Raw genomic sequence first — 20,782 nt, forward strand, 5'->3', positions numbered from 1 at the left:
CAATGTCTCATTGTACAAAGTTTGAATTTTCTTATGTTAATGAAGAAGCCATTGCCAAAGCGTTCGGCAAGATGGGCCTAAGCCCAACGACTGGTCTGGTTTCCGTATTTGCCAGCGACTTCAGTAAAAAGGTATTGAGCAAAATAGGCTATATGGGCAAGCAGCAATTTAGGGCTATTTGTGGCCAAACGGCTGATAAATTCAATCTATTTGTTTGCCAAATTGAGGAGGGCTCCTACAAACTCCTCATCGAACGGGGAACTATTTCGTCCGACGACGAAGCGATAATGGCTGATTTGGCTTTAAGCTTTCAGAAAGCGTACATCAGCGTAGCCATCGATGAAACCATCAAGCGCATCGACGCATCAGGTGTTCCAGCAAGAGTGAAAGAAACTCTTCAAGGGTTCGAGGTTGAATTTGGACCTAACTACGAATACAGCATTCATGTCACCTTTACGGGCGATGAAATTACGGAGGAAGTGCATGGCGTGAAAGGCGATATTTGCACAAAACTTACTGAAGAGCTTGAATCTCTACTTTCTAGCCCTACTGCGGAACTTGTGACTGAGTGGAAGCCGGAATATACCGTAGTCCATGAAGAGCAAACCCTTCAAATTCTCAGTGCGAATTTCTAAATGGAAATCAATGTACACCATATGGAGTTGAGCAGCGTTAACGGCCCCGGGTTACGCTTGACATTATGGGTGCAGGGTTGTGCGCTGAATTGTAAGGGGTGCTTCAATCAGAAGACCCACGCTCGCGAAGCGAGTACGCTGATGCCTGTTTATGAATTGGCACAGAAGATAAATGCGCTGGACATCGCTGGGGTTACCCTCTCTGGGGGGGAACCGCTCGACCAGGCGCCAGCCTTGGCGCAATTAATACATGCCGTCAATGGCGAGAAAAACTGGATACTTTATACAGGCTATACGCCAAAAGAGATATTCCAGAATGAAGCCATGATTCGTGTTGTTAAAGCCGTAGACTTGACGCTGGCTGGTCGGTATCGGCATAACGCGAATCACCCCTATCAGCACAAGCAGATTATCAAAACCAGCGACAGAGTCGACATTGACTTTTTCCGTACTAGAAGAGTTGTCGAATTTGTTGTTTCAAAATCTGGTGTTACCAAAACCGGTCTTCCGATGCATGTATAACTCAGTTCAAGCGCAGGGATAATAGGCATGAGCCGTACCAAGCAGATAACAGATTACCTCAAAGCGCGTTATGCGATTTTGGTCATTGAAACTTTCGAGGAAGAGCGTGCACTCATTGAAGTTTCTGAAATCGCCAAGGCGCTTGGCCATCGTTTGTTCGTTTGGAACTCGACGCTAGGAGTCCAGATAAATGGCGTCGTGGCTGGGGATAAAACCTTTGATTTGAAAATGGCCTTGGACTTTTGCGAAGAAAAGGCGAAGGAGGAGGGCAGCAAAAATATTTTTGTTTTTTGTGATGCTCATAACTACCTTTCCTCAAGCTCAAATCCTGTCTATCGTCGTCGACTTCGAGATTTAGCCATAAATATCCGCTCACGTGGATATCGAAGCAATTGCATTATCGTGGCGCCCAGCTTTGAAATTGCCAATGATCTTCAAAAGGAAATCACGTTGATTGATTTTCCTTTGCCATCAAGAGATGAAGTTAAGACCCAGATAAATAACTTTGTTAATTCCTGGCAAGGCAACAGCAGCGTTAAGATTGATCTTTCTAGCGAAACCAAAGATAAACTCATTGATGCCGCTTTGGGCCTCACGGGATTAGAAATTGACAATAGCTTGTCTCGTTCATTGGTATCCAGTCTGAGTGTAAATGAAAATACCGTAAAAGATCTGCTTTCCGAAAAAAGACAAATTATACGGAAAACAGGTATCTTGGAATACATCGACTCAAAGGTAAATCTTGAGGATGTTGGAGGGCTGGCAACTCTTAAGAAGTGGCTCCATTTGCGTAGCCAGTGTTTTGGGCAGATTGCTCAGGAGTTCGGTGTCGGAACCCCGAAGGGTTTGCTCTTAACTGGAGTTCCTGGTTGCGGTAAGTCTCTAACGGCGAAATGCGTATCGTCGTCTTGGAACATGCCATTATTGCGTTTAGACATGGGGAAAATCTTCCAAGGGGTGGTTGGCTCTTCAGAATCCAATATTCGTTCCGCACTACGTACTGCCGAAGCTATTTCGCCCTGCATCCTATGGATCGATGAAATTGAAAAAGGACTTTCCGGCTCTTCCGGAGGAGCATCTGATGGTGGCACGGCTACACGCGTATTCGGCACACTGTTGACTTGGATGCAAGAAAAAACGGCGCCTGTTTTTGTGTTTGCCACCGCTAACAACATCAGCAGCTTACCTCCGGAGTTGTTGAGAAAGGGGCGATTCGACGAAATATTTTTCGTTGACTTCCCGTCGACATTAGAAAGAAAGAAGATTCTTGAAATACATCTGAAGAAATTGAAACGTGACCCAGAAAAATTTGATTTGGATCGATTGGCTGCTCTAGGAGGCGAGTCGAATTTTGGTAAAGACATTGTGCTTTCTGGTGCTGAAATCGAAGCTTGGGTTGGGGACTCGCTGATTGAAGCATTCTCACGGCGGATGAATGGCTCCGGTGATGTAAGCGACCTGACTATGGTTGATTTTGAAACTACTATTTCGCGTTTAGTACCAATGAGCAAAATGCGTAAAGACGAGTTTACAAAACTTCGTGAGTGGGCGAATCAAAATGCAATTAGCGCTTCGGCTATGGTTGCCGGTCAGAGTGATACGGAAACTCAAATCGGCGGCAGGCAAATTGATTTTTAATCTGCGGTGATTTTTCAGTGGGTAAGGCTTTCTTGCACAAGTCGCGGCTGATGGTCTGGCCGTTTGTTGCCTGTTGTGAAAGGCAGATATCGACCCAATGCAGTCCTTCTGTTTCATTGCGTCTGTAACTGTCGAGAGCCGACTGTCGGCTCTCGACAGGCCCGGCGCATCGGGCCTGCATTGGATTCTTGCGCTGCAATTGCTGCTGGGACTGTTTCACTCGAAAGGTCAGGTCAGGTCAGGTCAGGTCAGTACTTAGGATCCGGCTGAGCGATTCTTTCCCTGCGTACACGGATTAAAAATCTGGTAAATACTCTCGCTGGATCCTACATAGGTTTTGGTACCTGGAACCGCCACAGCCGAGTAATTCTTGCGATCGGTGACCTGAATAAAATTTCCTTGCCCAGCCGTGAAGCTCTCAGTGTTTGGCGGCACTAGCACGCTCAGGAACTGGGCTTTCTTGTCGAGGGCCAAGGCACCTCCCACGGTAATTGGCGCCAGCATGGCGGCCCAACGTTCACTGAACAGGTAGAAGGTATCGGCTGCGGCTCTGCCACTTTGCAGGTGGGCACACTGCACATCGCTGGCGTTGATGACTTCAGCTTGCTGGTAGATGCCGCCCTTATAGAAGGCCAGTACTAGCTTGCTCTTGGTCAGCACACCCAGGCCTTGCTTGGGTCTGCACACTTGCAAATCACCATAGGCAGATAAACACCAGTTGGTTTCGGTGATAGTGACGATTTCGTCTGCTCTGAGCTTCAGGTCGCGTTCAATATTGGCGCGGGCTTCCGGGGTTTCGTAAGGGATGGCGCATGCGCTCAATAGAGCTGCGAGGGTAAGGGCGAGTAGCGGGGTTCTCATCAAGCGTCCTTTGCTGCTGGAAGGTACATGTAAATGACGAATATTTTTTGCAAATCTCTTCTTTCAACACTCTACGAGTCAAGCAATCGCGAGAGCAGGAGAAAATTGCCGCCCTCGAAGAACACTAGACAACGAAACACCCGCTGAACGATTTAGCCAATCTGTTGCGTCGACCGGTTGAATCCACAGCCAGAAGCATCCATTCACGAACTGTGCGAGAACTGTGCGAGAACTGTGAAAAGGGGGAAAGATCTATTTCCTTTGAAAGAAGATCTGTCCCCTTTTTTCCGCTTTTAATCCATCGCCTGTATCTGTAAGCGTCAGTCGATCAATTCTATCCATCGAGGGTCATTAGGGGACAGACCACATTTTCGAAATGTGGTCTGTCCCTGAAATCCCCGGCTAGTGACTGCCTTTGGATATTTCTGCAGTCGTGAGGACCTGGAATCGACCCAAATCGGCCTGGCGAATGAAGAGTGGTGTGGGTTACCTGATATGAAAAATATCAGCAATTGCACTGAGGGCTTTCTTGCCGTCAGATGCATAAAGACGATGTAGCAATGCCTGGTCGCCAGAACAATGCAGGCGGAAATGGTTGTAGAAAGCCTGACCCAGACGCTGATTTTCGAACATGCCTCTGTCCCAAAGCTCAAGGAACTCATCGTAGGTCGCTCTCTCAATTTCCGGTTGTATTCGACTTTGCAATGCAGACCTCATTCGATGGCCACGATGGATCTTGAACGATTTTCTGGGCAGCGACGCTGGTGCTACGGACGTGGGCCGTCAGTGCACGCGGGTGCTCACTACCTCGCCAGTGACTGCATCCTCCAGCCACACTTCAAGCCGATTGAGGCCCACATACCTTGAACGCGCCATTATTTTCTGGCCAGGTTTGCCCTCGAACTTCAGGTCCGCAAACAGGAAGTAGCGGGGCAACTGGTATTCCAATTGGATGGTGTAGGTGCCAGGCTTCAACACCGCGCGCTGCGGGGAGTCGTTCTTGTAGTAGTACGTAGAGAACGGAATGTTGCCGACTTTGTTGTCGTTGATCCTTATGATGTTCAGGTCCGGCTGGAGATCGGCGAAGTGACGCTGGGCCCTGTCCGCATAAGTATCTGTCTCGACCACGGTATAACGCGACTCGTCATCCGCCGTGGCGGGATCGACGTTGGAGTACGCGGGCATTTCCGCACAACCGTGCAGGCACAGCAGTGCGATAACAAATGGAAGGACGAACTTTCTCATCAATAGATCCTATTGTTGCGCAAAAAAACAATGCTATTTGTCCTGTCCGGGTCTGGCAGACAGTTCAGTCTCGATGACTGCTCAACGCACAACATTCACTGCTGTGAACGTGTAAACGCTCTTCGTATTTTTCGACGTCGACTCCAGTGTCAGGGAAACCCCCAAATCCTCGATAAAGGCGGCGGAAGTTTTACTGGTGCCCTGGTCGCACTCCAGCGCGATGGCGTCACCTGTCAGCGAGGTGAATACTTGCCGGGCAGGAAAGCGCTGACCCACGGTGCAAGTCGTCGACCACTTCATGGGTTTGTCGCTTGGCTGAGCAGGCACTTCTTGCATGACCAGACGAGCGCTCAACGTCTCGCCGGGGCTCCAGCTCGTCGGGGCCTTGACCTCAAGTTCGCGGGTGAGCAACACACGTCCATCGCCTATGCCGTTCATTTTCGACTTCAACTGAATCAGGCCCGCCTGGGTGAGACGCTCGACGTGGAAGGCTTCGTTGTAGATCTCATTCTTCTTCAGCAAAGCGCCGTCTGCGGTGTACTCAACCGTCACCGGACGATCCTTGATCGCATCGCCGGTTCGGGTGGCATAGGTGTAGCTCAACGTTTTGAATTTCGGTTTGAGCAGCGGCGAGTCGAGGCTCTTGAGCACGTCCTCCGGTACGGCGACGCCGGCAATGCTCGTATCCGGTAGTGGCTGAGGATAATCAGCCGGCGTGATGTCCGGGCGCAGTTGGGCGAGCATCGCACCGTCAACGGCGCCTTGCAGGGAACAATTGACCCGCGACTGAGTGCCCTGTTTGCCTTCCGCCTCGACGATCAAGATGCGTTCCACACGCTTGCTACCCGGCGCCGTGCCTGGCTGCGGCTGGATGAGTCGCCATTGGTCACCGACCTTGAGTTCACTGCGCACATAAGACGAGCCAATATTCTGCAGTTGCCCCGGTTGTTCCATCAGCGGCGCGAGGCGCCTAGCCACTTCGTCTACGCCGCCTTCAACAATGAAGCCCCAGAAATAGTAGTGACCCAGTTGGCCGAGGTCGCTGCTCTCGTCGACATAGGACAGCAGTTTCATACCGGCAACAATCGGCGTACCGCGCAGAGGCACCGAATTTTCCGGGTTGCTGCCGCGGTTTTTGACGGCTATCCACGCCGCATCTTTTCGCTGTTCAATAGGCGCAATCGCGCCCCAGGCATCGCGGTGTGTGTTCAAGCGGGCGAAGAAGGTGGCGTCGCAGTGGGTGAGTGCCTTGAGCGTTTCGGTCAACGCTGCATCGTTGGCTTGGGCGACGGTGGGCAGGAGCAGAGCGCAAGCGAGGAGCAAAATGGGGGACGGCAGCTTCACTGAATGGATGTCCTTATCTATGGGCTATGCGGATGGAGGCATATGGCCATTATCCAGACATTGAGAGGTTAGCTCCAGTCGTTCTTGTCCAAATCGCCATCGACCAGCGGCGTTTTTTACCTGCTCACACTCCAGTCAGCGTTAAAAGCCTCCGGTTGATGCACTGACCGAAAGCAGTGATTGAGTCGTCGCGCTTTTCATTCAGCGGTGACGCCTGTAAAAAACGACCTAACCGGAGGTCGCTATGACCAACGTTAGTCCAGAGTACGAAAATCCATAGGCTCTCAATTCGGTTTCGATAGCCAGTTTGTGAAAGGTAGCGGGCCGATTGTATTCGGCGCCATGAAGCCATGGGTTATTAGGGGACAGACCACATTTTCTAAATGTGGTCTGTCCCTGAAATCCCAATTGCGGTCATCCAGCTCAAGCGACTATCCCTGCGCTTTCTTCAACCCTTTCAAACGCACATTCGCCCTTTGCACAGCGGCCATTTTTTCAGGCCGCTTCATGCGTTTCCACTTTCTGATGTCTTCCTTGCTCCGTCCACAACTCACACACAGATCGCCACTCAGTTGGCAAACCGAGATGCAGGGGTTTTCGATTTCTTTAGCCATCGTCAATAACCCTTGGCCAGGCGCTTCTGCCAATCGCCACCGTGAGTGCGCTGGCATTCTTCTTCGGAGTCAAAGCGGACATTATTATCTGAAGGGCTCAGATCGATGTTGGCCTCATTCAAGGCGATGGCCGTCAGCTCAAAGATGCGCGTCTTCGCGTTAACCTGGGCGAGCTTTTTGTCAGCGAGGGTTTCGAACACCCAGATCACCTTCAGGGTTTCAGCCAATGCGTTCAGGTCAGTGATGTGGGTGAGCCAGGTAAAACCCTTGATTTCACCTTTTGCTGTTTCGCACGCATCAGTGAGCGTGGCAATCAATCGGCGTTCGATCTGCGCCAGTTCACGTTTCCCTGGGGGCATTACGGTTTCCTTTGGAGGCAGTGGAGGGGAGGGGCTGAATCAGGCCGGTCGAAACTCGACCGTCAGATGGCTGACTTCATGAACCGGCTTCAGACGTTCACGAATGCTGTCGGCGTTCGCAGTGGCTTCACCAAGGACGCTGACGATGGCCGCATGAGCTTGTGGTCCAACTCGCCAGACGTGCAAGTCAGTGATGGTGGCATCCCCAGGTTTCTCAACCAGTTCACGGATTTCCTCGGCAACGTGTGCGTCTGTCTGATCCAGCAGTACACCTGCGGTGACCCCCATCAAGATCCATGCCCAGCGCGCGATAACGATAGCGCCGACAATGCCCATGACCGGGTCCAGCCACACCCAACCGAGATACCGGCCGGCGAGCAGTGCAGCAATGGCCAGAACCGAAGTCAGCGCGTCCGCGATGACGTGGACGTAGGCCGATTTCAGGTTGTTGTCGTTCCCATGATGGGCATGATCGTGATCGTGCCCATGACTATGTCCGTGACCCAGCAGCAGAGCACTGACAATGTTGACGATCAAGCCGGCAATCGCGATGAGCGTCGCGGTGCCGAACTGAACTTCCGTTGGCTGCAAGAGACGTATGACGGACTCGACGCCAATTCCCAGGGAGACCATACCGAGAATCAGCGCCGAGGCGAATCCGCCCAAGTCTCCAACCTTTCCGGTACCGAAACTGTAACGCTGGCTGAAAGCGTGGCGTTTTGCGTATCCATAAGCGGCCGCCGCGATACCCAATGCGCCGGCATGGGTTGCCATGTGAAAGCCATCGGCCAGCAACGCCATCGAGCCCGTCATATACCCGGCGGTGATCTCGCCAACCATCATCACAACGGTCAGTATCACAACCCAAAGCGTACGCTTGGCGTTCTCGTCGTGCGCTGAGCCAAGGAACATGTGGTCGTGTGTGTAGTTGATGTTGGAGCTGCTCATGAGTGTGTACCTGCGTTCACTTGGAGTAACGGCGAATGGCTTCAAGAAGTTCTTCGACGCCCTTGTTACGCTCCTCTTCGCTGAGAGCAGGGTTCGCGACATGCTCCCGCGCGTGGTCCTCGATGATTTCCTCCATCAAGCCGTTGATGGCTCCGCGGGTAGCGGCAACAAGATGCAGTGTTTTGGCACAATCGAGATCCGATTCCAATGCCCGTTCAACGGCTTGGATTTGTCCGGCGATACGTTTTACGCGTTTGAGAAGATCGCCTTTGTTTGCTGCAATATGGCCCATGGGATACCCCCCCTACCTATGTATTGCGCATGATAGGCATACCCCCTATACCTATGCAATGTCAGGGGCGGAGAGGGCATCTATAACCTCTGGCAGGGAAGAGGCTTCATTTGCGAGGGGGAAATCGAGAGGACCTGGAATGAGCGCTTCTGGCTGATTGTTGCCGTTCACCATCGACACTGATGCTCACCAGCTGCCCCCTTGGACTCGAGCAATGGATATCGCTTGGATGAATGGCAGTTCCTCAGCCTGCGGGACGTCTGGAAATCAGCTGTACTTAAATTCCGACATCGAGTTCCTGGAGATCAGATTATGAGAAAGCACAGGACGTTTGGTTGGGTAGCGATGATTTTTCTTCTGGTGGCGAACGGGGCAGCTTGGGCGGCCACCGAACGAGCGGAGACGCGTCGTTCCGCGCGCGATGTCAGGCAGGAGACGCGCCAGGGTGCGCGTGAGACGAAACAGGATTGTCGAGCAGCCGATGCCCAGAGCAATCCCGGTTGCCGACAAGACAAGCGACAAACGAAGCAGGAAGGACGTCAAAAAGCCCGGGATATCAAGTACTGAACCTGGACGCTCGAACGGCGGAAACTGGCCGATTTCGGCCAGTCATGGACGGCAGAAATCGGCCAATACCCGATATTTCTCACCCTGGCTCGCAGACGTTTTCGGTCCATGTGCCGTCACAGCCAGCACGTGAAATCTTGCTCGAAAATCCGTCATAACATGTTATGACCTCACTCAAAAATGCCGTTTGGCCCAACAAATACGGCGTTTAATGGACGAATGGTCGTAAGGCGTCAAGCGCGGGGAATTGCTAGGGGCCTGAAGCCACTACAGGCGACTCAGATCGGCGCGTTCGTCGCGGTGAAGTGAACTTCACTTTGATCACGTGTCACATTAAGTCCTCGTTAAGAGAACTTCAGTGGAGGTACAGCCTTATGAACATGGCCACAATTGTCAGTGCCGTGATTTCCAGTCTCGCGCCAACTGTCTTCGACCAGAACGGCCTGCAAGAACCCGGCGCGCATGTCTCAGCCGTCGATTACCACTACGGTATGGAAATCGATGTGAAGCGGGTATTGCAGCGCACTGATACATCCAACAAGACAGGCGTGGTACCGGTGACCCTGGTCTATGAAGACAGCCTGGGTGAGGTTCACAAGATCCGTTTCCTCGAATGGGGCGCAAGCCCGGCAAATCCCGCCAGCATTGCCTGATCCGCTCGCCGATAGGGTTCTGGATATCGCCGACCCCAGAAGCGGAAGTTAAACCTCATATGCACTAAGTACGAATGATTAAAAGTTCATTCGCGAAAATCACTATTATCCTGGCAGCGTAACACTGCGAGATTATTTAATAATAATTGTTGGATCCTAATTACAATCAGCAACGGCAAACTCCAATCAAGCTGTGCCGAGAACTATGTTGATTCACTATTGAAGTCAAGAGGTAACCATGGAACTTAGTATGATTTCTTCGTCCACCGTGGAATATTTTCGTTTGGGCGTTGTATATTTCCATCTTATCGCCTGCTGTGTTGCAATCGGTCTTGTCTTGACCAGTGACGTTGCAATGGTCAAGCAACTCCTGAAGGGGGACGTGTCGGGTCACCATGATGACGCACATATGGAAAGCCTTCAAAAAACCGTCGTACTTGCACTTGTAGCCCTTTGGATTACGGGCATTGGCATTATCGGGATCGATTATGCCGGCAAGGGGATGGAGTATTTCCAGAATCCAAAGTTGCAAGCAAAAATCGGGATCGTTGTACTGCTGACCTTTAACGGCTTCCTGTTGCATAGCGCTGTATTGCCGGCGCTGAAAAAAGCCGGTTCGTTACTTGAACTTTCCTTCAGCCTTCGCATGCTGGCGCTGTTCTCGGGTGCGCTCTCTGGTGTGTCGTGGTTCTATGCCGCCATGTTGGGTGTTGGTCGTCCGCTGGCCTGGAAATACTCGCTGATCGAGTTGCTGGCAGCCTATCCGGTTCTCATCGTTGGTGGATTCGCAATGATGGTAATGCTCACCGCCTGGGCAAAAAGCAGAGATACCGACGGGCGTATGGAGCAAGGCACCTGGACGCAACAAAACGCCGCCCTGGCTTAATGCTAAAGCCAGGTTGAATAAGCAAGTAATGCTTTAGCAAATAACTACCACTGTTATCTATTAATAAACTCTTACTTGAGGAAACCCAAATGAAATCCATGAAAGTTCTTTTCGTCGCCGCCGCTCTGACCGCTTCCACTCTGGCTATGGCCACAGGTGGCGGTGATCGGACCTTCACACGCATGGAGTCGGCCCGGAAAGTCTCGATGGAAGCCTTCCAGGTTGCACAGAAACAGAAGGCTGAAGCCGCTGTTGCCGAAAGCAAAGCCAAGGCGACCGACCGCACCAACGGCTGATCTGTGTAGCGCGTCCCCAGGCTGACAGAAATAGGCGGGTTGCGCTCAACGGCAACAACCTGTTCGACAAGCGCTACTACGCCACCATCGGAACCGAGACCTTCGGCAACTACTACGGTGATCCACGCAACTTTATGGTGTCGGTCAAAGCTAGTTTTTAACGCAGGCCGCGCTGAAAACGACGCATGACCCGTGAACGAAATGCCCGCTTCGCAAGAGGCGGGCATTTTTTTGGGTTCTTCACACAGTCCCGGGAAACACAAAACTGTAGGAGCCGGCTTGCCGGCGATGTGGTCTTGAACTTTACGTTGCCCGTTCGGACGTCATCGCCGGCAAGCCGGCTCCTACAGGGGAGCGCTGTTCACCGCTTGCTGAACGCCAACCGCGCTGCAAACAGAACAAAGATCATGCCCGTCGTGCGGTCCATCCACTTGATGACTTTTTCACGCCGCAGCACCAGGGCGAGTGGTTGTGTAGCGCGAATCAACGTCAACAACCAGATCAAACCGAGCACCACGTGAATGCTGACCAGGCCAAAAGTCCAGGCAATCAGCGAATGGCCCTGGGGAATGAACTGTGGGAGAAAAGAGACGTAAAAGATGCCGATTTTCGGGTTGAGCACATTCCCCATCATGCCTTTCAGGAACCAGTTGGCCGTTGGTTTTGCGTCGGTTTCGAGGGGCGACAGCGAGCGGCGCGGGCGCAACAGCATGTTCAGGCCCAGCCACGCCAGGTAAGCGGCGCCGCAGTATTTCAGGACGTTGAAGGCCAGTTCCGAGACCGCAATCAACGCGCCCAGGCCAAAAGCGACCGCAGCGCCCCACAGGAAGCAGCCGGCATTGATGCCCAATGCCGCGCGGAAGGCCTGTTGTCGGCCTTCCACCGTTGCGGTTCGCAGGATCAATGCGGTATCGAGGCCGGGCGTCAGTGTCAGCAGGGTGGCCGCGAAGGTAAACGCGAGAAGATTGTCGGCGATGGACATGGGCGTGCGCTTCCAAAAGAGGATGCGCGCACGTTATCACGCGGCGACCTATCGGTTATGCGCGACGTCGGCCAATTGAGCGGTGTCCACGCGAACAAAAGTGGAGTCGCCCACCGCCGTGAGCACATCCCCGGCGTAGATCTCGCAGATGACCCGAGTCTTGCGCCCGACATCACCTTCGACTTTCGCCCGCAGGGTCAGCGGGACACCCATCGGCGTCGGTTTGATGAACTTGATGCCGAGGTTGCCCGTGACGCAATTGATGCGCGGAAGGCTGGCGGCGTCGCGGTTTTCCGCCCGGTAGTGATAGGCCATGGCGGTCCAGTTGGAATGGCAATCCACCAACATCGCGATCAAACCGCCGTAGACCAGATCCGGCCAGCCGCAATACCTGGCGTCGGGCACGTGCTCGGCGATGATATGCTCGCCGTCTTCATGCCAGTAGCTCTTGACGTGCAGCCCATGCGGGTTGCGGCTGCCACAGCCATAACAAACGCCTTCCGGCGCCGCGGTGTCTTGCAGGGAAATGTCGGGTGTGGACATGCCTGGGTCATCCTCATAAGTGTGGGCTGAACATTTTCCGATTCTAACGCCGAACGGAAAACGCGTTCATCCCCTGTGCAGGCGTCAGTTCATTCCTCGGCGGTGTCTGGAAGCCTGGCAATCACCTTGATCTCGAATTGAAAGCCATACAGCCACGTTACGCCGACTCCGGTCAACGTCGGGTGCGGTGCGTTACCCCAGAACTCCGGCACGATCTTCCAGATGGTTTCGAAGGTCGATTCGGGGTCGACGATGAACACGGTGACATCAATCACATCGTCGAAGGTGCAACCGGCCGCCACGAGGATCGCGTTCAAATTGGTGAAGGCGAGCCGCACCTGTTTCTCCAGATCCGGTTCGGGCGATCCATCCTCAGCGCTGCCGACTTGCCCCGAGACGAACAAAAAGCCGTTGGAGCGAATAGCCGGCGAGTAGCGATTGCGCTCATATAGCGCCTGGCGTTTGGCTGGGAAAACAACATCGCGTTGCGTCATGAAAGGCCTCCATCAAGGGCTCTGTGTGAACGATGAAGGGACTGTAAGGACTTGCATCGGGGCGATAAACGAGCAACCTTGGCCAGCACTGTTTGTGATATCCAAACAATCCTATCGATACCTGGGGCTGCAATGGACCGTTTTGATGCAATGCAGGCATTCGCGCGCGTGGTGGAGGCGGGCAGTTTCACCAAGGCGGCCGAAACCCTGCACATGAGCAAGACCACCGTGACCCAACTTGTGCAGCAACTGGAGGCCCGGTTGCGCGTCAAGTTGCTCAACCGCACCACGCGCAAGGTCAACGTCACGGCTGATGGCGCCGTCTATTACGAGCGGGTGTTGCGGCTGCTGGCCGACATGGACGATGCCGAAACCAGCCTGTCCGGTGCGTCGACGTTGCCCAGAGGCCGGCTGCGCGTGGATGTGCCGAGCCCGCTGGCGAGGATGATTCTGGTGCCGGCATTGCCTGCGTTTTATGCGCGATACCCGGACATCCAGATCGACATGGGCGTCAGCGATCGCATCGTCGACATCATCGATGAAAACGTCGATTGCGTGGTGCGCGGCGGCGAGCTGATGGACCAGTCGCTGATGGCCCGGCGTGTCGCTGACCTGCCGCTTGGGGTGTTTGCAGCACCGAGCTATCTGGCTCGCGTCGGCGTGCCTTTGCATCAGCAAGAGCTGGAGGATTCGGATCATCGAGTCGTCGGCTTTTTGTGGGCGCGCACCGGCAAACCGGTGCCCTACGCGATGTACAACGAACGTGAGCGTGTGCAGGTCAAAGGACGTTATGTGCTGGCCGTCGATGATGGCAACGCATTTCTTGCGGCGGGCCTCGCCGGGCTCGGTGTGCTTTGGCTGCCCACATACATGTCCCGGGACTACGAGGCTCGCGGTGAATTGGTACCGCTGTTCGAGGGCTGGAGTCTCGAGACGATGCCCTTGTATGTGGCCTTCCCGCCGAACCGGCACATCAGCCTGAAGCTGCGCGTGTTTATTGATTGGGTGGTCGAGTTGATGGCGCAGCATGCGCCGGTTGCTGATCGGCCGGGGGCATGAGGCTAGGGGGTAACGGTCCCTTTTGCCGCAACCATTCGTTTGATCAATAACCATCATCAAGAATCGCAAGTTCTGTTTTTTCGCCAAGGGAGGAGGATAGCCACATACCGAATTCGCCACCGAAGGAACCTGCGCGATGAGAATCTCTACCCTGCTGGCCCTTGTCGCTGTCCTGACCGGCAGCGTTGCCGCCACCGTGCCGGCATACGCCGCCGAACAGTCCTGCCACTTCCCGCCGGTCGCCGACAGCGCCGCGACTTTGCAACACGCGCAATCAGTGGGCGTGCTCTACAGCGAAAACACTGTCAGCACCCTCGAATACCTTGAGCAGTACCACTCGGTCGCGCTGAACGGCGCGAAGAACCCTGAACTGGATTCACGCATCAGCAGCGCCTTCGTCGACAGCTCCGATCCGAAACGGGCGATCAACTGGCTGATGGGGTCGTTGCAGAAAGAGTTTGCCTCGGTGACGGTCTACGACAACCTCGATGCGCTGGTGCAGGCGCACCCGGACGTGGTGGTGATGCTCGACACTTACAGCCGTCTGGTGTCCAAGCGCAACAACCAAGTTGAAGCACGGTTCATGGCCAAATTCTACGACTCGAACCTGCAATACATCGGCAAGGCCGAGGGCTCGCGCACACAACAAATGCCTTCGGTCTGGGTGCATGGCAAAGCCGCGCCGGAGATCGCCGCGCAGATCGACCAGCAAACCGCATTGCAAGTGAATGCACTGAAACAGTTCGACACCTCGCTGAAGGCGCTGGTGACCTCAGGCCATGTGGCCCAAATCGCGATCAACTGACGGCCAACCCTCAAGCCATCGCTGGCAAGCCAGCTCCTACACAATCGCGGTGTTTCACGAACTGTAGGAGCCGGCTTGCCGGCGATGGGGCCCCTGAGCCCTGCATCGATTGTGTTTGCACAAAGGTTTGGCTAATCTCGCACAAACCAGCAAACTCAGGCATAAACATGCACGACCATCACTCGGCCGCCGAACTCCCTCATCTGCGCCGGCAGAAAATCCTGCTGATCCTCGAACGTGACGGCAAGGTCATGGCCTCCGAGTTGAGTCAGCATTTCGCCGTCTCGGAAGACACCATCCGCCGCGACCTGTCGGAGTTGGCCACGGCCGGTCTGGTGCAACGTGTGCACGGCGGCGCGCTGCCTCGGCCCAAGGACACGGGCAAGGATTACTTCACGCGGGTCAGCGAAACCGATGAGGTGAAAACCCACCTCGCGCAGCTCGCCGCCAGTCGCGTGGAGAATGGCCAGATTGTGATGTTCGATTCCGGCACCACCACGCTGCAGATCGCGCGTTCGTTGCCTTCGGACATTTCCATCACCGCCATCACGACCTCGCCGATGACCGCCATCACCCTGGCCGAATACAAAGGCATCAAGGTGATTCTGGCAGGCGGGCAACTCAACCTCGCGACAATGTCGGTCAGCGGACACGAGACCCTGCGCTTGTTGCAGGGCATCAAGGCTGATGTGCTGTTCACCGGGGTTTGCGCGATTCATCCGCAAGTTGGTATCAGCTCGTTGCACTTCGATGAGGTGCCGGTTAAACAGGCACTGCTCGACAGTGCTTCGCAGGTGATCGCCGTCACCACGGCGGACAAACTGGGCGCGGTCGAGCCGTTTGTGGTCGCGCCGTGCAACCGCATTCATACGCTGATCACCGAGCGCCATGTGGCGTCGGGCGATGTCGGGGATTATCGGAAACTGGGGATCGAGGTGGTTCAGGCGTAGGCCTGAACCTGTCCCGCTGGTGTTTCAGCTCAACACGAAATCGACGGGTTCAAGGGCCGGGGGAAGTTGTGTTTCACCCAGTGCCGCGAGGATTTCGCGCTCGATGTTGCGCACCATCGCATGGGTCGGCAGATCGTTTTCGTCACGCCCGAACGGGTCCTCCAGTTCATCGCCAATCGCATCCAGGCCGAAGAACGTGTAGCTGACGATGGCGGTGAAAACCGGTGTCAGCCAGCCCAGCGACTCTGCCATGGCGAAGGGCAGCAAGAGGCAGAAAAGGTAGGTCGTGCGGTGCAGCAGCAGGGTGTAGGCGAAGGGTAGAGGCGTGTGCTTGATCCGTTCGCAGGCCGCTTGCGAACGGCTCAGGCTCGTCAGGTGGTTGGCCATGATCGTGTAGCGAAACTCACTGATGGCTTCGGACTCGCCGAGTGCTGAACATTGCTCACCGACATGGTTGAGAATGCGCCCACTGATGTCCGGCGCGTTGTCGTCCGGCCTCGGCTCAAGCCACTCACCAGCGGCGTCCAGTTCGCGCTTGCCGTGCAATTTTGCGTTCAACGCGTGGGCGAACCCGCAAAGGTTGCGCAGGATGTTCTGCCGCGCGTGTGCGTCCTTGATCACTTGGGTTTCGCGGATCATCGAGCGGATCGCGACGATCATTTCGCCCCAGGCTTTACGGGCTTCGTACCAGCGGTCGTAACAGGCGTTGTTGCGAAAGCTCATGAAAATCGAGAGCGACAGACCGAGCAAGGTGAACGGCGTCCCGTTCACTTTGGCGAAGTAGTTGGGGTGCAGGGTTTCCACGAGCACGATGATGGAAGCCAGCAGCGTCACCATCAGACAACGCAGCGCAATTTTCCTGGCAATCGAGCCCTTGAGCGAAGTGAGGATGTTGATCAGATTGGGTTTGGGGCGGACGATCATGGTGCTTTGCCTGTGTCGGAGGGCGCTGTTCACGAAATGAGTGCGCGCAGGCTAGAAGCAACGGGCCGGGGCGTCCAATCACTTTAGATGACCAGTTGATTGACAGAGTCTATGACAACGCCAAACGCGGATCGCACACGAAACCTGTAGGAGCGAGCCTGCTCGTGATGGACGTTAACGATAACGCGTTGTCCTGAATGAACGCGGCGCCCTGAAGTCCATCGCGAGCAGGCTCGCTCCTACAGGGGCCGGGCGTTTACGGCGAACCAAACATCACTGTCCAGTAAATCCCCGAATCGCTCTTCGGGTCCACCGCATACGCCGCGCCCAGCTCGTGATACTGCGGGTTCATCAAGTTCGCGCAGTGGCCGGGGCTGGCGACCCAGCCATCGACGACCTTGCGCACGCTGTCTTGCCCGGCGGCGATGTTCTCGCCGATCTGCTGGCCGCTGTAACCCGCCAGTTCTGCCCGGTCACCCGGCGTGCGACCGTCGCGGTCCTTGTGATCGAAGTAATTGTTGTTGGCCATGGACCGCGCATGCGTCTCGGCGGCTGTCGCCAGTGTGGCGTTCCAGGTCAACGGCGTGGCGGCGGCAAAGGATTGCGTGCCGCACTGACGTGCACGGCTGCGGGCGACGTTGAGTTCGGCCAGCAGCTTCTGGCCTTCCGCCTGCCAGTCGCCCAGGCGCGCGCTCAACAATGGACGGGCCACCACGATGCGCCATTCACGGTCCTGGCGGCTCACGCCGATGTCGACGAATTGCGGATCGAGCACGATCTGGCAAAAGCTCTCCTGGATCGCTTTCATCGCCGCCGCCGCATCGCGCGGCCCGGACAGGCTGATCGCCTGCACGTTCTTCATCGGATAATTCGCGGCGACCATGGCCTGTTGCAGATTGCCGATGCTGGTGGCGGACAACACCAGCCGTGGATCACCCGCCAGCGGTGGCAGTTCCGACGAGACCTGGCCTGCGCACCGCTGGATCTGGCTGCGGTAATCGTTGATCGAGTCGATCAGTTGTTTCTCGTCGGCCGCCAGCGCATTCATGGCGAACAACAGCCCCAGCGACAACGTGGCAAGACGCAAAACGGGTGGCAGGACACGCATGGAAATCTCCCTTGTTCGGACTGCGCCCATGATGCGCGATTTCACCCCTGTGAGCGCAATGCCTTTTCACACCGAAATACAGGTTGTCGGCCATCTGTCGAAATGAAAACGGGCAACTACAATCAAGCGATGTCGCCGGCCAGGGGCGCTCAGCGTCGACAGTTTGATGCTTGAATCCAGTCCACTCAGAAGGGTCGATCATGCGCTTGATTTGGATAGCGACCTGCTTTGCAATCACGCTACTCAGCGGCCAGGCAGCGGCGACTGAACAGGAACAAAAAAAGGAAGCGGCCGAAAACAAGGCCGAAGTGCTGGAACAGAAAGCGGCGGAGAAGGGGGCCGATGTGCCGGTGCCCAAGTCCGAAGCGATTACCACCTCCGAAGTGCAGGCGGTCGACCCGGCAGGCGCGTCGCCGCTGGACGATGCAATCACCTGCCTGGCGCGCTCCATTTATTGGGAAGCCAAGGGCAAATCCTCCGCCGACATGGAAGCCGTGGCCAGCGTGGTGATGAATCGCCTGGGCCATGAAGGTTTTCCGGACACGGTGTGCGCGGTGGTCAAACAAGGTTCTGAAACCAAGAATTGCCAGTTTTCCTGGTGGTGTGACGGGCGTTCCGACCAGGTCCAGGAAGAAACCCAATACACGATCGCCAAGGAAATCGCGCGCAAGGCACTCAACAAGCAGCTCAACGACCGCACCCACGGCGCGATGTATTTTCACGACCGCAACGTGCACCCCGATTGGGCCGGCAAATACATCAAGACCACCGAGACCAGCATGTTTCTCTTCTATAAGCCCAAGGGCGGAGAGGCCCATTAGCGATGTCATCTGGATGTCATCGAACCCATGTAAAAATTCTTGCAAACCGTCTTGAACGTACAGCGGGCCTGGGTCTGCTGACAGATGAATTTGCAAGGAATACCTCAATGAAAGGAGATGCCTCCCTGTTTGCGGCCATCGACCTGGGTTCCAATGCGTTTCGTATGATGATCGGTCAGTCGGTCAAGCGGAACCAGCAACTGGTGATCCAGGAAGTGAAAACCCTGCGCGAGCCGGTGCGGCTGGCTGAGGGTTTTCAGGGCGGTGCGCTGGACGAAATGGCACTGGATCGCGGATGGCAGGCACTCGCGCGATTCGGAAAAAAGTTACGCGGCTTTGAGCCTGGTCGTGTGCGGGCGGTGGCGACCAGCGCCGTGCGTGAAGCCGACAATGCCCAATTGTTCCTGGCCAGCGCAGAGCGGCATCTGGGTTTTCGCATCGACGTGATCTCCGGGCATGAAGAAGCGCGGCTGGTTTACGCCGGTGTGGCTCACACGGTTCCCGGTACGGAACGCAAACGGCTGGTGATCGACGTCGGTGGCGGCTCCACGGAATTGATCCTTGGGCAGGGCGCGCAGCCGCTGTTGACCGAGAGCATTGCCATCGGCAGCGGCACCTTTGGTGCGCGTTATTTTCAAGGAGGGCGCATCACGGCCCCGGCGCTGCTGGAAGCCGAGCGTGTCGCCACCTTGCAATTCGAGCGCGTGGCGCGCCGTTATCGCTCGCTGGGCTGGCAGCAGGTGATCGGCTCATCAGGCACCGCACGGATGCTCGCCAAAGTGCTCAAGGCCAACGGTTTGAACGACGAAGGCCAGAGCGGCATTACCTACAGCGGCCTGTTGCGCCTGTCGCTGCGCCTGCTGGAAGTGGGGCACGTCAATCAACTCAGGCTCGCGGGCCTGCAAAGTCATCGCCTGAGCATCCTGCCCGGTGGGCTGGTGCTGATGCTGGCAGCGTTTAAGGTTTTCGGCGTCTCGCACATGACTCCCTCCGAGCCCGGTTTGCGGTTCGGTGTGCTGCATGGGTTGATGTCCCGGCACTGAGTGCCAGCCGCGATCCCTTCATAACTTCGCATAGTTCAACGCATCGACCACGGCCGAGCCTCGTGTTGCCGGCTAACGCCTTTCTGTTAGGTGTAGACCTGATCAGGGCGTACAGTGCAGGCTAGATGGCCTTAAAAGCTATCAAGCCTCCTTTGCGGTCATCAGGAATTGGCGTCATGCACGAGATCGGCCTCATCGTTTACCCCGAATTTCAGGTGCTGGGCCTGGCCATGTGTGCGGCGTTTGAAATGGCCAACGGCGCCGCCGACGAGCCGGTATACAGCCTCACCTTGTTGTCGGAACACGGCGGGACGGTGCAAACCTCCGCCGGCTTCGGCGTGGAAACCACCGCGTTCGATCAGCGCTCGTTCGACACGCTGCTGGTAATGGGCGACAACCTGATCCGTCCGGTTTCATCGGGCATGGTGGCGTTTCTGCGCAGCGCCAGTCAGAGCTCTCGCCGGGTCGGATCGATCTGCACCGGTGCCATCGCGCTGGCCGAGGCCGGTCTACTCGATGGTCGGCGAGCGACCACGCACTGGTGCCATGCGCCTGCGTTGCAACGGGCTTACCCGAAGGTGAAGGTGGAGGAGGACCGGATCTTCATCAACGACGGCAACGTCTGGACCGCTGCGGGCATGAGTGCCTGTGTCGATCTTGCATTGGCCCTGGTGGAAAGTGACCTCGGTGCAGAAGTGGCGCGGCGGGTGGCCCGGCAATTGGTGGTCTACCACCGGCGCGCGGGTGGGCAGTCGCAGTTTTCGGTGATGCTTGAACTCGAGCCCAAGACTGACCGCATTCAAGCCGCGTTGACCTATGCCAAGCAGCATTTGAAGTCCGAGTTGTCGGTCGAGGAACTGGCCAGTGCCGCCAACCTCAGCCCGCGACAGTTCAGTCGCGTCTTCCATGCTGAAACCGGTCAGTCTCCAGCCAAGGCTATTGAAAGCCTGCGGGTGGAGGCCGCGCGCCTGATGATGGAAACCGGCCGGCACGCCATCGATGTGGTGGCGACAGAGACCGGTTTTGGTGATCGCGAGCGGATGCGCCGGGCGTTTATTCGCGCCTTCGGCCAACCGCCGCAGGTCATCCAGCGTGCGAATCGAGGTTGACTTGCGTGAACCCACAATTCCGAACCTCCGCGTAATCTGTAGGAGCCGGCTTGCCGGCGATGGCGTCCGTGAAAACGCTATCGC

26 protein-coding genes are annotated in these 20,782 nt (G+C 55.7%); 13 read left to right on the forward strand and 13 right to left on the reverse strand.

Going from position 1 to position 20,782, the window contains the following annotated elements; all coding sequences use genetic code 11:
* Positions 1-2 precede the first annotated feature (2 nt).
* The 3 genes from KGB27_RS03460 to KGB27_RS03470 are packed head-to-tail and all read left to right on the forward strand — an operon-like array spanning position 3 to position 2,795.
* Entirely contained in the window at positions 3-635 is a 633-nt protein-coding gene (locus KGB27_RS03460; protein ID WP_223553201.1) for a DUF2997 domain-containing protein, read from the forward strand.
* Positions 636-1,157: a 4Fe-4S single cluster domain-containing protein gene (locus KGB27_RS03465; RefSeq protein WP_008044179.1), complete on the forward strand. Its 522-nt coding sequence runs from the start codon at positions 636-638 to the stop codon at positions 1,155-1,157.
* 27 nt (positions 1,158-1,184) lie between these two features.
* Positions 1,185-2,795, forward strand: coding sequence for an AAA family ATPase (locus KGB27_RS03470; RefSeq protein ID WP_223553203.1), 1,611 nt, complete (start codon positions 1,185-1,187; stop codon positions 2,793-2,795).
* Positions 2,796-3,050: 255 nt separating this feature from the next.
* Here KGB27_RS03470 and KGB27_RS03475 read toward each other — a convergent pair whose 3' ends face one another.
* The 8 genes from KGB27_RS03475 to KGB27_RS03510 all read right to left on the reverse strand — a co-directional run bounded on the left by KGB27_RS03475 (position 3,051) and on the right by KGB27_RS03510 (position 8,458).
* On the reverse strand, positions 3,051-3,656 hold the full coding sequence (locus tag KGB27_RS03475) for a hypothetical protein (RefSeq protein WP_008044181.1): 606 nt from the start codon (positions 3,654-3,656) through the stop codon (positions 3,051-3,053).
* Between the two features lie 486 nt (positions 3,657-4,142).
* A complete protein-coding gene (locus KGB27_RS03480; RefSeq protein ID WP_317850697.1) occupies positions 4,143-4,289 on the reverse strand; it encodes a hypothetical protein in 147 nt (48 codons plus the stop codon).
* Between the two features lie 150 nt (positions 4,290-4,439).
* Entirely contained in the window at positions 4,440-4,901 is a 462-nt protein-coding gene (locus KGB27_RS03485; protein ID WP_192229330.1) for a hypothetical protein, read from the reverse strand.
* 81 nt (positions 4,902-4,982) lie between these two features.
* Positions 4,983-6,245 (reverse strand): hypothetical protein, encoded by a 1,263-nt coding sequence (locus tag KGB27_RS03490; RefSeq protein WP_223435644.1) that lies wholly within the window; start codon positions 6,243-6,245, stop codon positions 4,983-4,985.
* A gap of 431 nt (positions 6,246-6,676) precedes the next feature.
* A complete protein-coding gene (locus tag KGB27_RS03495) occupies positions 6,677-6,859 on the reverse strand; it encodes a DUF1289 domain-containing protein (RefSeq protein ID WP_008033373.1) in 183 nt (60 codons plus the stop codon).
* A gap of 2 nt (positions 6,860-6,861) precedes the next feature.
* Positions 6,862-7,218, reverse strand: a complete 357-nt coding sequence (locus KGB27_RS03500; protein WP_223553205.1) for a hypothetical protein — start codon at positions 7,216-7,218, stop codon at positions 6,862-6,864.
* Positions 7,219-7,257: 39 nt separating this feature from the next.
* Positions 7,258-8,166 carry a CDF family Co(II)/Ni(II) efflux transporter DmeF gene (dmeF, locus tag KGB27_RS03505; protein ID WP_223481103.1) on the reverse strand — a complete coding sequence of 303 codons (909 nt, stop codon included), beginning with the start codon at positions 8,164-8,166 and terminating at the stop codon, positions 7,258-7,260.
* 16 nt (positions 8,167-8,182) lie between these two features.
* Positions 8,183-8,458 carry a metal/formaldehyde-sensitive transcriptional repressor gene (locus tag KGB27_RS03510; RefSeq protein ID WP_008033367.1) on the reverse strand — a complete coding sequence of 92 codons (276 nt, stop codon included), beginning with the start codon at positions 8,456-8,458 and terminating at the stop codon, positions 8,183-8,185.
* Between the two features lie 225 nt (positions 8,459-8,683).
* Here KGB27_RS03510 and KGB27_RS03515 point away from each other — a divergent pair, with 225 nt between their 5' ends.
* From KGB27_RS03515 to KGB27_RS03530, 4 genes are all read left to right on the forward strand, one after another.
* Positions 8,684-9,025, forward strand: coding sequence for a hypothetical protein (locus tag KGB27_RS03515; RefSeq protein WP_223435654.1), 342 nt, complete (start codon positions 8,684-8,686; stop codon positions 9,023-9,025).
* 374 nt (positions 9,026-9,399) lie between these two features.
* Complete coding sequence (locus KGB27_RS03520) at positions 9,400-9,678, forward strand: DUF2790 domain-containing protein (RefSeq protein ID WP_008044187.1); 279 nt, start codon at positions 9,400-9,402, stop codon at positions 9,676-9,678.
* Between the two features lie 238 nt (positions 9,679-9,916).
* Positions 9,917-10,564: a hypothetical protein gene (locus KGB27_RS03525; RefSeq protein WP_223553207.1), complete on the forward strand. Its 648-nt coding sequence runs from the start codon at positions 9,917-9,919 to the stop codon at positions 10,562-10,564.
* A gap of 89 nt (positions 10,565-10,653) precedes the next feature.
* Positions 10,654-10,860, forward strand: a complete 207-nt coding sequence (locus tag KGB27_RS03530; RefSeq protein ID WP_008033360.1) for a co-regulatory protein PtrA N-terminal domain-containing protein — start codon at positions 10,654-10,656, stop codon at positions 10,858-10,860.
* Positions 10,861-11,221: 361 nt separating this feature from the next.
* Here the strand turns inward: KGB27_RS03530 and KGB27_RS03540 are convergent, their stop codons facing one another.
* The 3 genes from KGB27_RS03540 to KGB27_RS03550 all read right to left on the reverse strand — a co-directional run bounded on the left by KGB27_RS03540 (position 11,222) and on the right by KGB27_RS03550 (position 12,879).
* Positions 11,222-11,842, reverse strand: a complete 621-nt coding sequence (locus KGB27_RS03540) for a LysE family translocator (RefSeq protein WP_223553209.1) — start codon at positions 11,840-11,842, stop codon at positions 11,222-11,224.
* A gap of 48 nt (positions 11,843-11,890) precedes the next feature.
* Positions 11,891-12,385 carry a PaaI family thioesterase gene (locus tag KGB27_RS03545; protein ID WP_223553212.1) on the reverse strand — a complete coding sequence of 165 codons (495 nt, stop codon included), beginning with the start codon at positions 12,383-12,385 and terminating at the stop codon, positions 11,891-11,893.
* A gap of 89 nt (positions 12,386-12,474) precedes the next feature.
* Positions 12,475-12,879 (reverse strand): RidA family protein, encoded by a 405-nt coding sequence (locus tag KGB27_RS03550; protein ID WP_008024112.1) that lies wholly within the window; start codon positions 12,877-12,879, stop codon positions 12,475-12,477.
* 132 nt (positions 12,880-13,011) lie between these two features.
* Between KGB27_RS03550 and KGB27_RS03555 the strand changes: the two genes are divergently transcribed.
* From KGB27_RS03555 to KGB27_RS03565, 3 genes are all read left to right on the forward strand, one after another.
* A complete protein-coding gene (locus KGB27_RS03555; RefSeq protein WP_223553214.1) occupies positions 13,012-13,938 on the forward strand; it encodes a LysR family transcriptional regulator in 927 nt (308 codons plus the stop codon).
* 136 nt (positions 13,939-14,074) lie between these two features.
* A complete protein-coding gene (locus tag KGB27_RS03560) occupies positions 14,075-14,743 on the forward strand; it encodes an ATPase (RefSeq protein WP_223553216.1) in 669 nt (222 codons plus the stop codon).
* A gap of 167 nt (positions 14,744-14,910) precedes the next feature.
* Complete coding sequence (locus tag KGB27_RS03565; protein WP_008044193.1) at positions 14,911-15,693, forward strand: DeoR/GlpR family DNA-binding transcription regulator; 783 nt, start codon at positions 14,911-14,913, stop codon at positions 15,691-15,693.
* Between the two features lie 24 nt (positions 15,694-15,717).
* Here the strand turns inward: KGB27_RS03565 and KGB27_RS03570 are convergent, their stop codons facing one another.
* On the reverse strand, positions 15,718-16,617 hold the full coding sequence (locus KGB27_RS03570; RefSeq protein WP_223553218.1) for a bestrophin family protein: 900 nt from the start codon (positions 16,615-16,617) through the stop codon (positions 15,718-15,720).
* A gap of 256 nt (positions 16,618-16,873) precedes the next feature.
* Positions 16,874-17,725: a CAP domain-containing protein gene (locus tag KGB27_RS03575; RefSeq protein WP_223553220.1), complete on the reverse strand. Its 852-nt coding sequence runs from the start codon at positions 17,723-17,725 to the stop codon at positions 16,874-16,876.
* 200 nt (positions 17,726-17,925) lie between these two features.
* Between KGB27_RS03575 and KGB27_RS03580 the strand changes: the two genes are divergently transcribed.
* The 3 genes from KGB27_RS03580 to KGB27_RS03590 all read left to right on the forward strand — a co-directional run bounded on the left by KGB27_RS03580 (position 17,926) and on the right by KGB27_RS03590 (position 20,698).
* A complete protein-coding gene (locus KGB27_RS03580; protein ID WP_223553223.1) occupies positions 17,926-18,546 on the forward strand; it encodes a cell wall hydrolase in 621 nt (206 codons plus the stop codon).
* Between the two features lie 107 nt (positions 18,547-18,653).
* Positions 18,654-19,589, forward strand: coding sequence for a phosphatase (locus tag KGB27_RS03585; RefSeq protein ID WP_008024127.1), 936 nt, complete (start codon positions 18,654-18,656; stop codon positions 19,587-19,589).
* Positions 19,590-19,765: 176 nt separating this feature from the next.
* The gene (locus KGB27_RS03590; protein ID WP_223553225.1) at positions 19,766-20,698 is read left to right on the forward strand and encodes a GlxA family transcriptional regulator; all 933 of its coding nucleotides are present in this window, start codon (positions 19,766-19,768) and stop codon (positions 20,696-20,698) included.
* Positions 20,699-20,782 lie beyond the last annotated feature (84 nt).

The organism is Pseudomonas sp. BF-R-01 (assembly GCF_019946615.1).
Lineage (GTDB): Bacteria > Pseudomonadota > Gammaproteobacteria > Pseudomonadales > Pseudomonadaceae > Aquipseudomonas > Aquipseudomonas migulae.

Coding starts and splice junctions, on each gene's coding strand:
- KGB27_RS03470 (WP_223553203.1), top strand. CDS start 1,185: ATGAGCCGTACCAAGCAGATAACAGATTACCTCAAAGCGCGTTATGCG.
- KGB27_RS03465 (WP_008044179.1), top strand. CDS start 636: ATGGAAATCAATGTACACCATATGGAGTTGAGCAGCGTTAACGGCCCC.
- KGB27_RS03460 (WP_223553201.1), top strand. CDS start 3: ATGTCTCATTGTACAAAGTTTGAATTTTCTTATGTTAATGAAGAAGCC.
- KGB27_RS03550 (WP_008024112.1), bottom strand. CDS start 12,879: ATGACGCAACGCGATGTTGTTTTCCCAGCCAAACGCCAGGCGCTATAT.
- KGB27_RS03520 (WP_008044187.1), top strand. CDS start 9,400: ATGAACATGGCCACAATTGTCAGTGCCGTGATTTCCAGTCTCGCGCCA.
- KGB27_RS03585 (WP_008024127.1), top strand. CDS start 18,654: ATGAAAGGAGATGCCTCCCTGTTTGCGGCCATCGACCTGGGTTCCAAT.
- KGB27_RS03495 (WP_008033373.1), bottom strand. CDS start 6,859: ATGGCTAAAGAAATCGAAAACCCCTGCATCTCGGTTTGCCAACTGAGT.
- KGB27_RS03570 (WP_223553218.1), bottom strand. CDS start 16,617: ATGATCGTCCGCCCCAAACCCAATCTGATCAACATCCTCACTTCGCTC.
- KGB27_RS03545 (WP_223553212.1), bottom strand. CDS start 12,385: ATGTCCACACCCGACATTTCCCTGCAAGACACCGCGGCGCCGGAAGGC.
- KGB27_RS03565 (WP_008044193.1), top strand. CDS start 14,911: ATGCACGACCATCACTCGGCCGCCGAACTCCCTCATCTGCGCCGGCAG.
- KGB27_RS03590 (WP_223553225.1), top strand. CDS start 19,766: ATGCACGAGATCGGCCTCATCGTTTACCCCGAATTTCAGGTGCTGGGC.
- KGB27_RS03530 (WP_008033360.1), top strand. CDS start 10,654: ATGAAATCCATGAAAGTTCTTTTCGTCGCCGCCGCTCTGACCGCTTCC.
- KGB27_RS03510 (WP_008033367.1), bottom strand. CDS start 8,458: ATGGGCCATATTGCAGCAAACAAAGGCGATCTTCTCAAACGCGTAAAA.
- KGB27_RS03485 (WP_192229330.1), bottom strand. CDS start 4,901: ATGAGAAAGTTCGTCCTTCCATTTGTTATCGCACTGCTGTGCCTGCAC.
- KGB27_RS03475 (WP_008044181.1), bottom strand. CDS start 3,656: ATGAGAACCCCGCTACTCGCCCTTACCCTCGCAGCTCTATTGAGCGCA.
- KGB27_RS03480 (WP_317850697.1), bottom strand. CDS start 4,289: ATGTTCGAAAATCAGCGTCTGGGTCAGGCTTTCTACAACCATTTCCGC.
- KGB27_RS03500 (WP_223553205.1), bottom strand. CDS start 7,218: ATGCCCCCAGGGAAACGTGAACTGGCGCAGATCGAACGCCGATTGATT.
- KGB27_RS03555 (WP_223553214.1), top strand. CDS start 13,012: ATGGACCGTTTTGATGCAATGCAGGCATTCGCGCGCGTGGTGGAGGCG.
- dmeF (WP_223481103.1), bottom strand. CDS start 8,166: ATGAGCAGCTCCAACATCAACTACACACACGACCACATGTTCCTTGGC.
- KGB27_RS03575 (WP_223553220.1), bottom strand. CDS start 17,725: ATGCGTGTCCTGCCACCCGTTTTGCGTCTTGCCACGTTGTCGCTGGGG.
- KGB27_RS03580 (WP_223553223.1), top strand. CDS start 17,926: ATGCGCTTGATTTGGATAGCGACCTGCTTTGCAATCACGCTACTCAGC.
- KGB27_RS03540 (WP_223553209.1), bottom strand. CDS start 11,842: ATGTCCATCGCCGACAATCTTCTCGCGTTTACCTTCGCGGCCACCCTG.
- KGB27_RS03525 (WP_223553207.1), top strand. CDS start 9,917: ATGGAACTTAGTATGATTTCTTCGTCCACCGTGGAATATTTTCGTTTG.
- KGB27_RS03560 (WP_223553216.1), top strand. CDS start 14,075: ATGAGAATCTCTACCCTGCTGGCCCTTGTCGCTGTCCTGACCGGCAGC.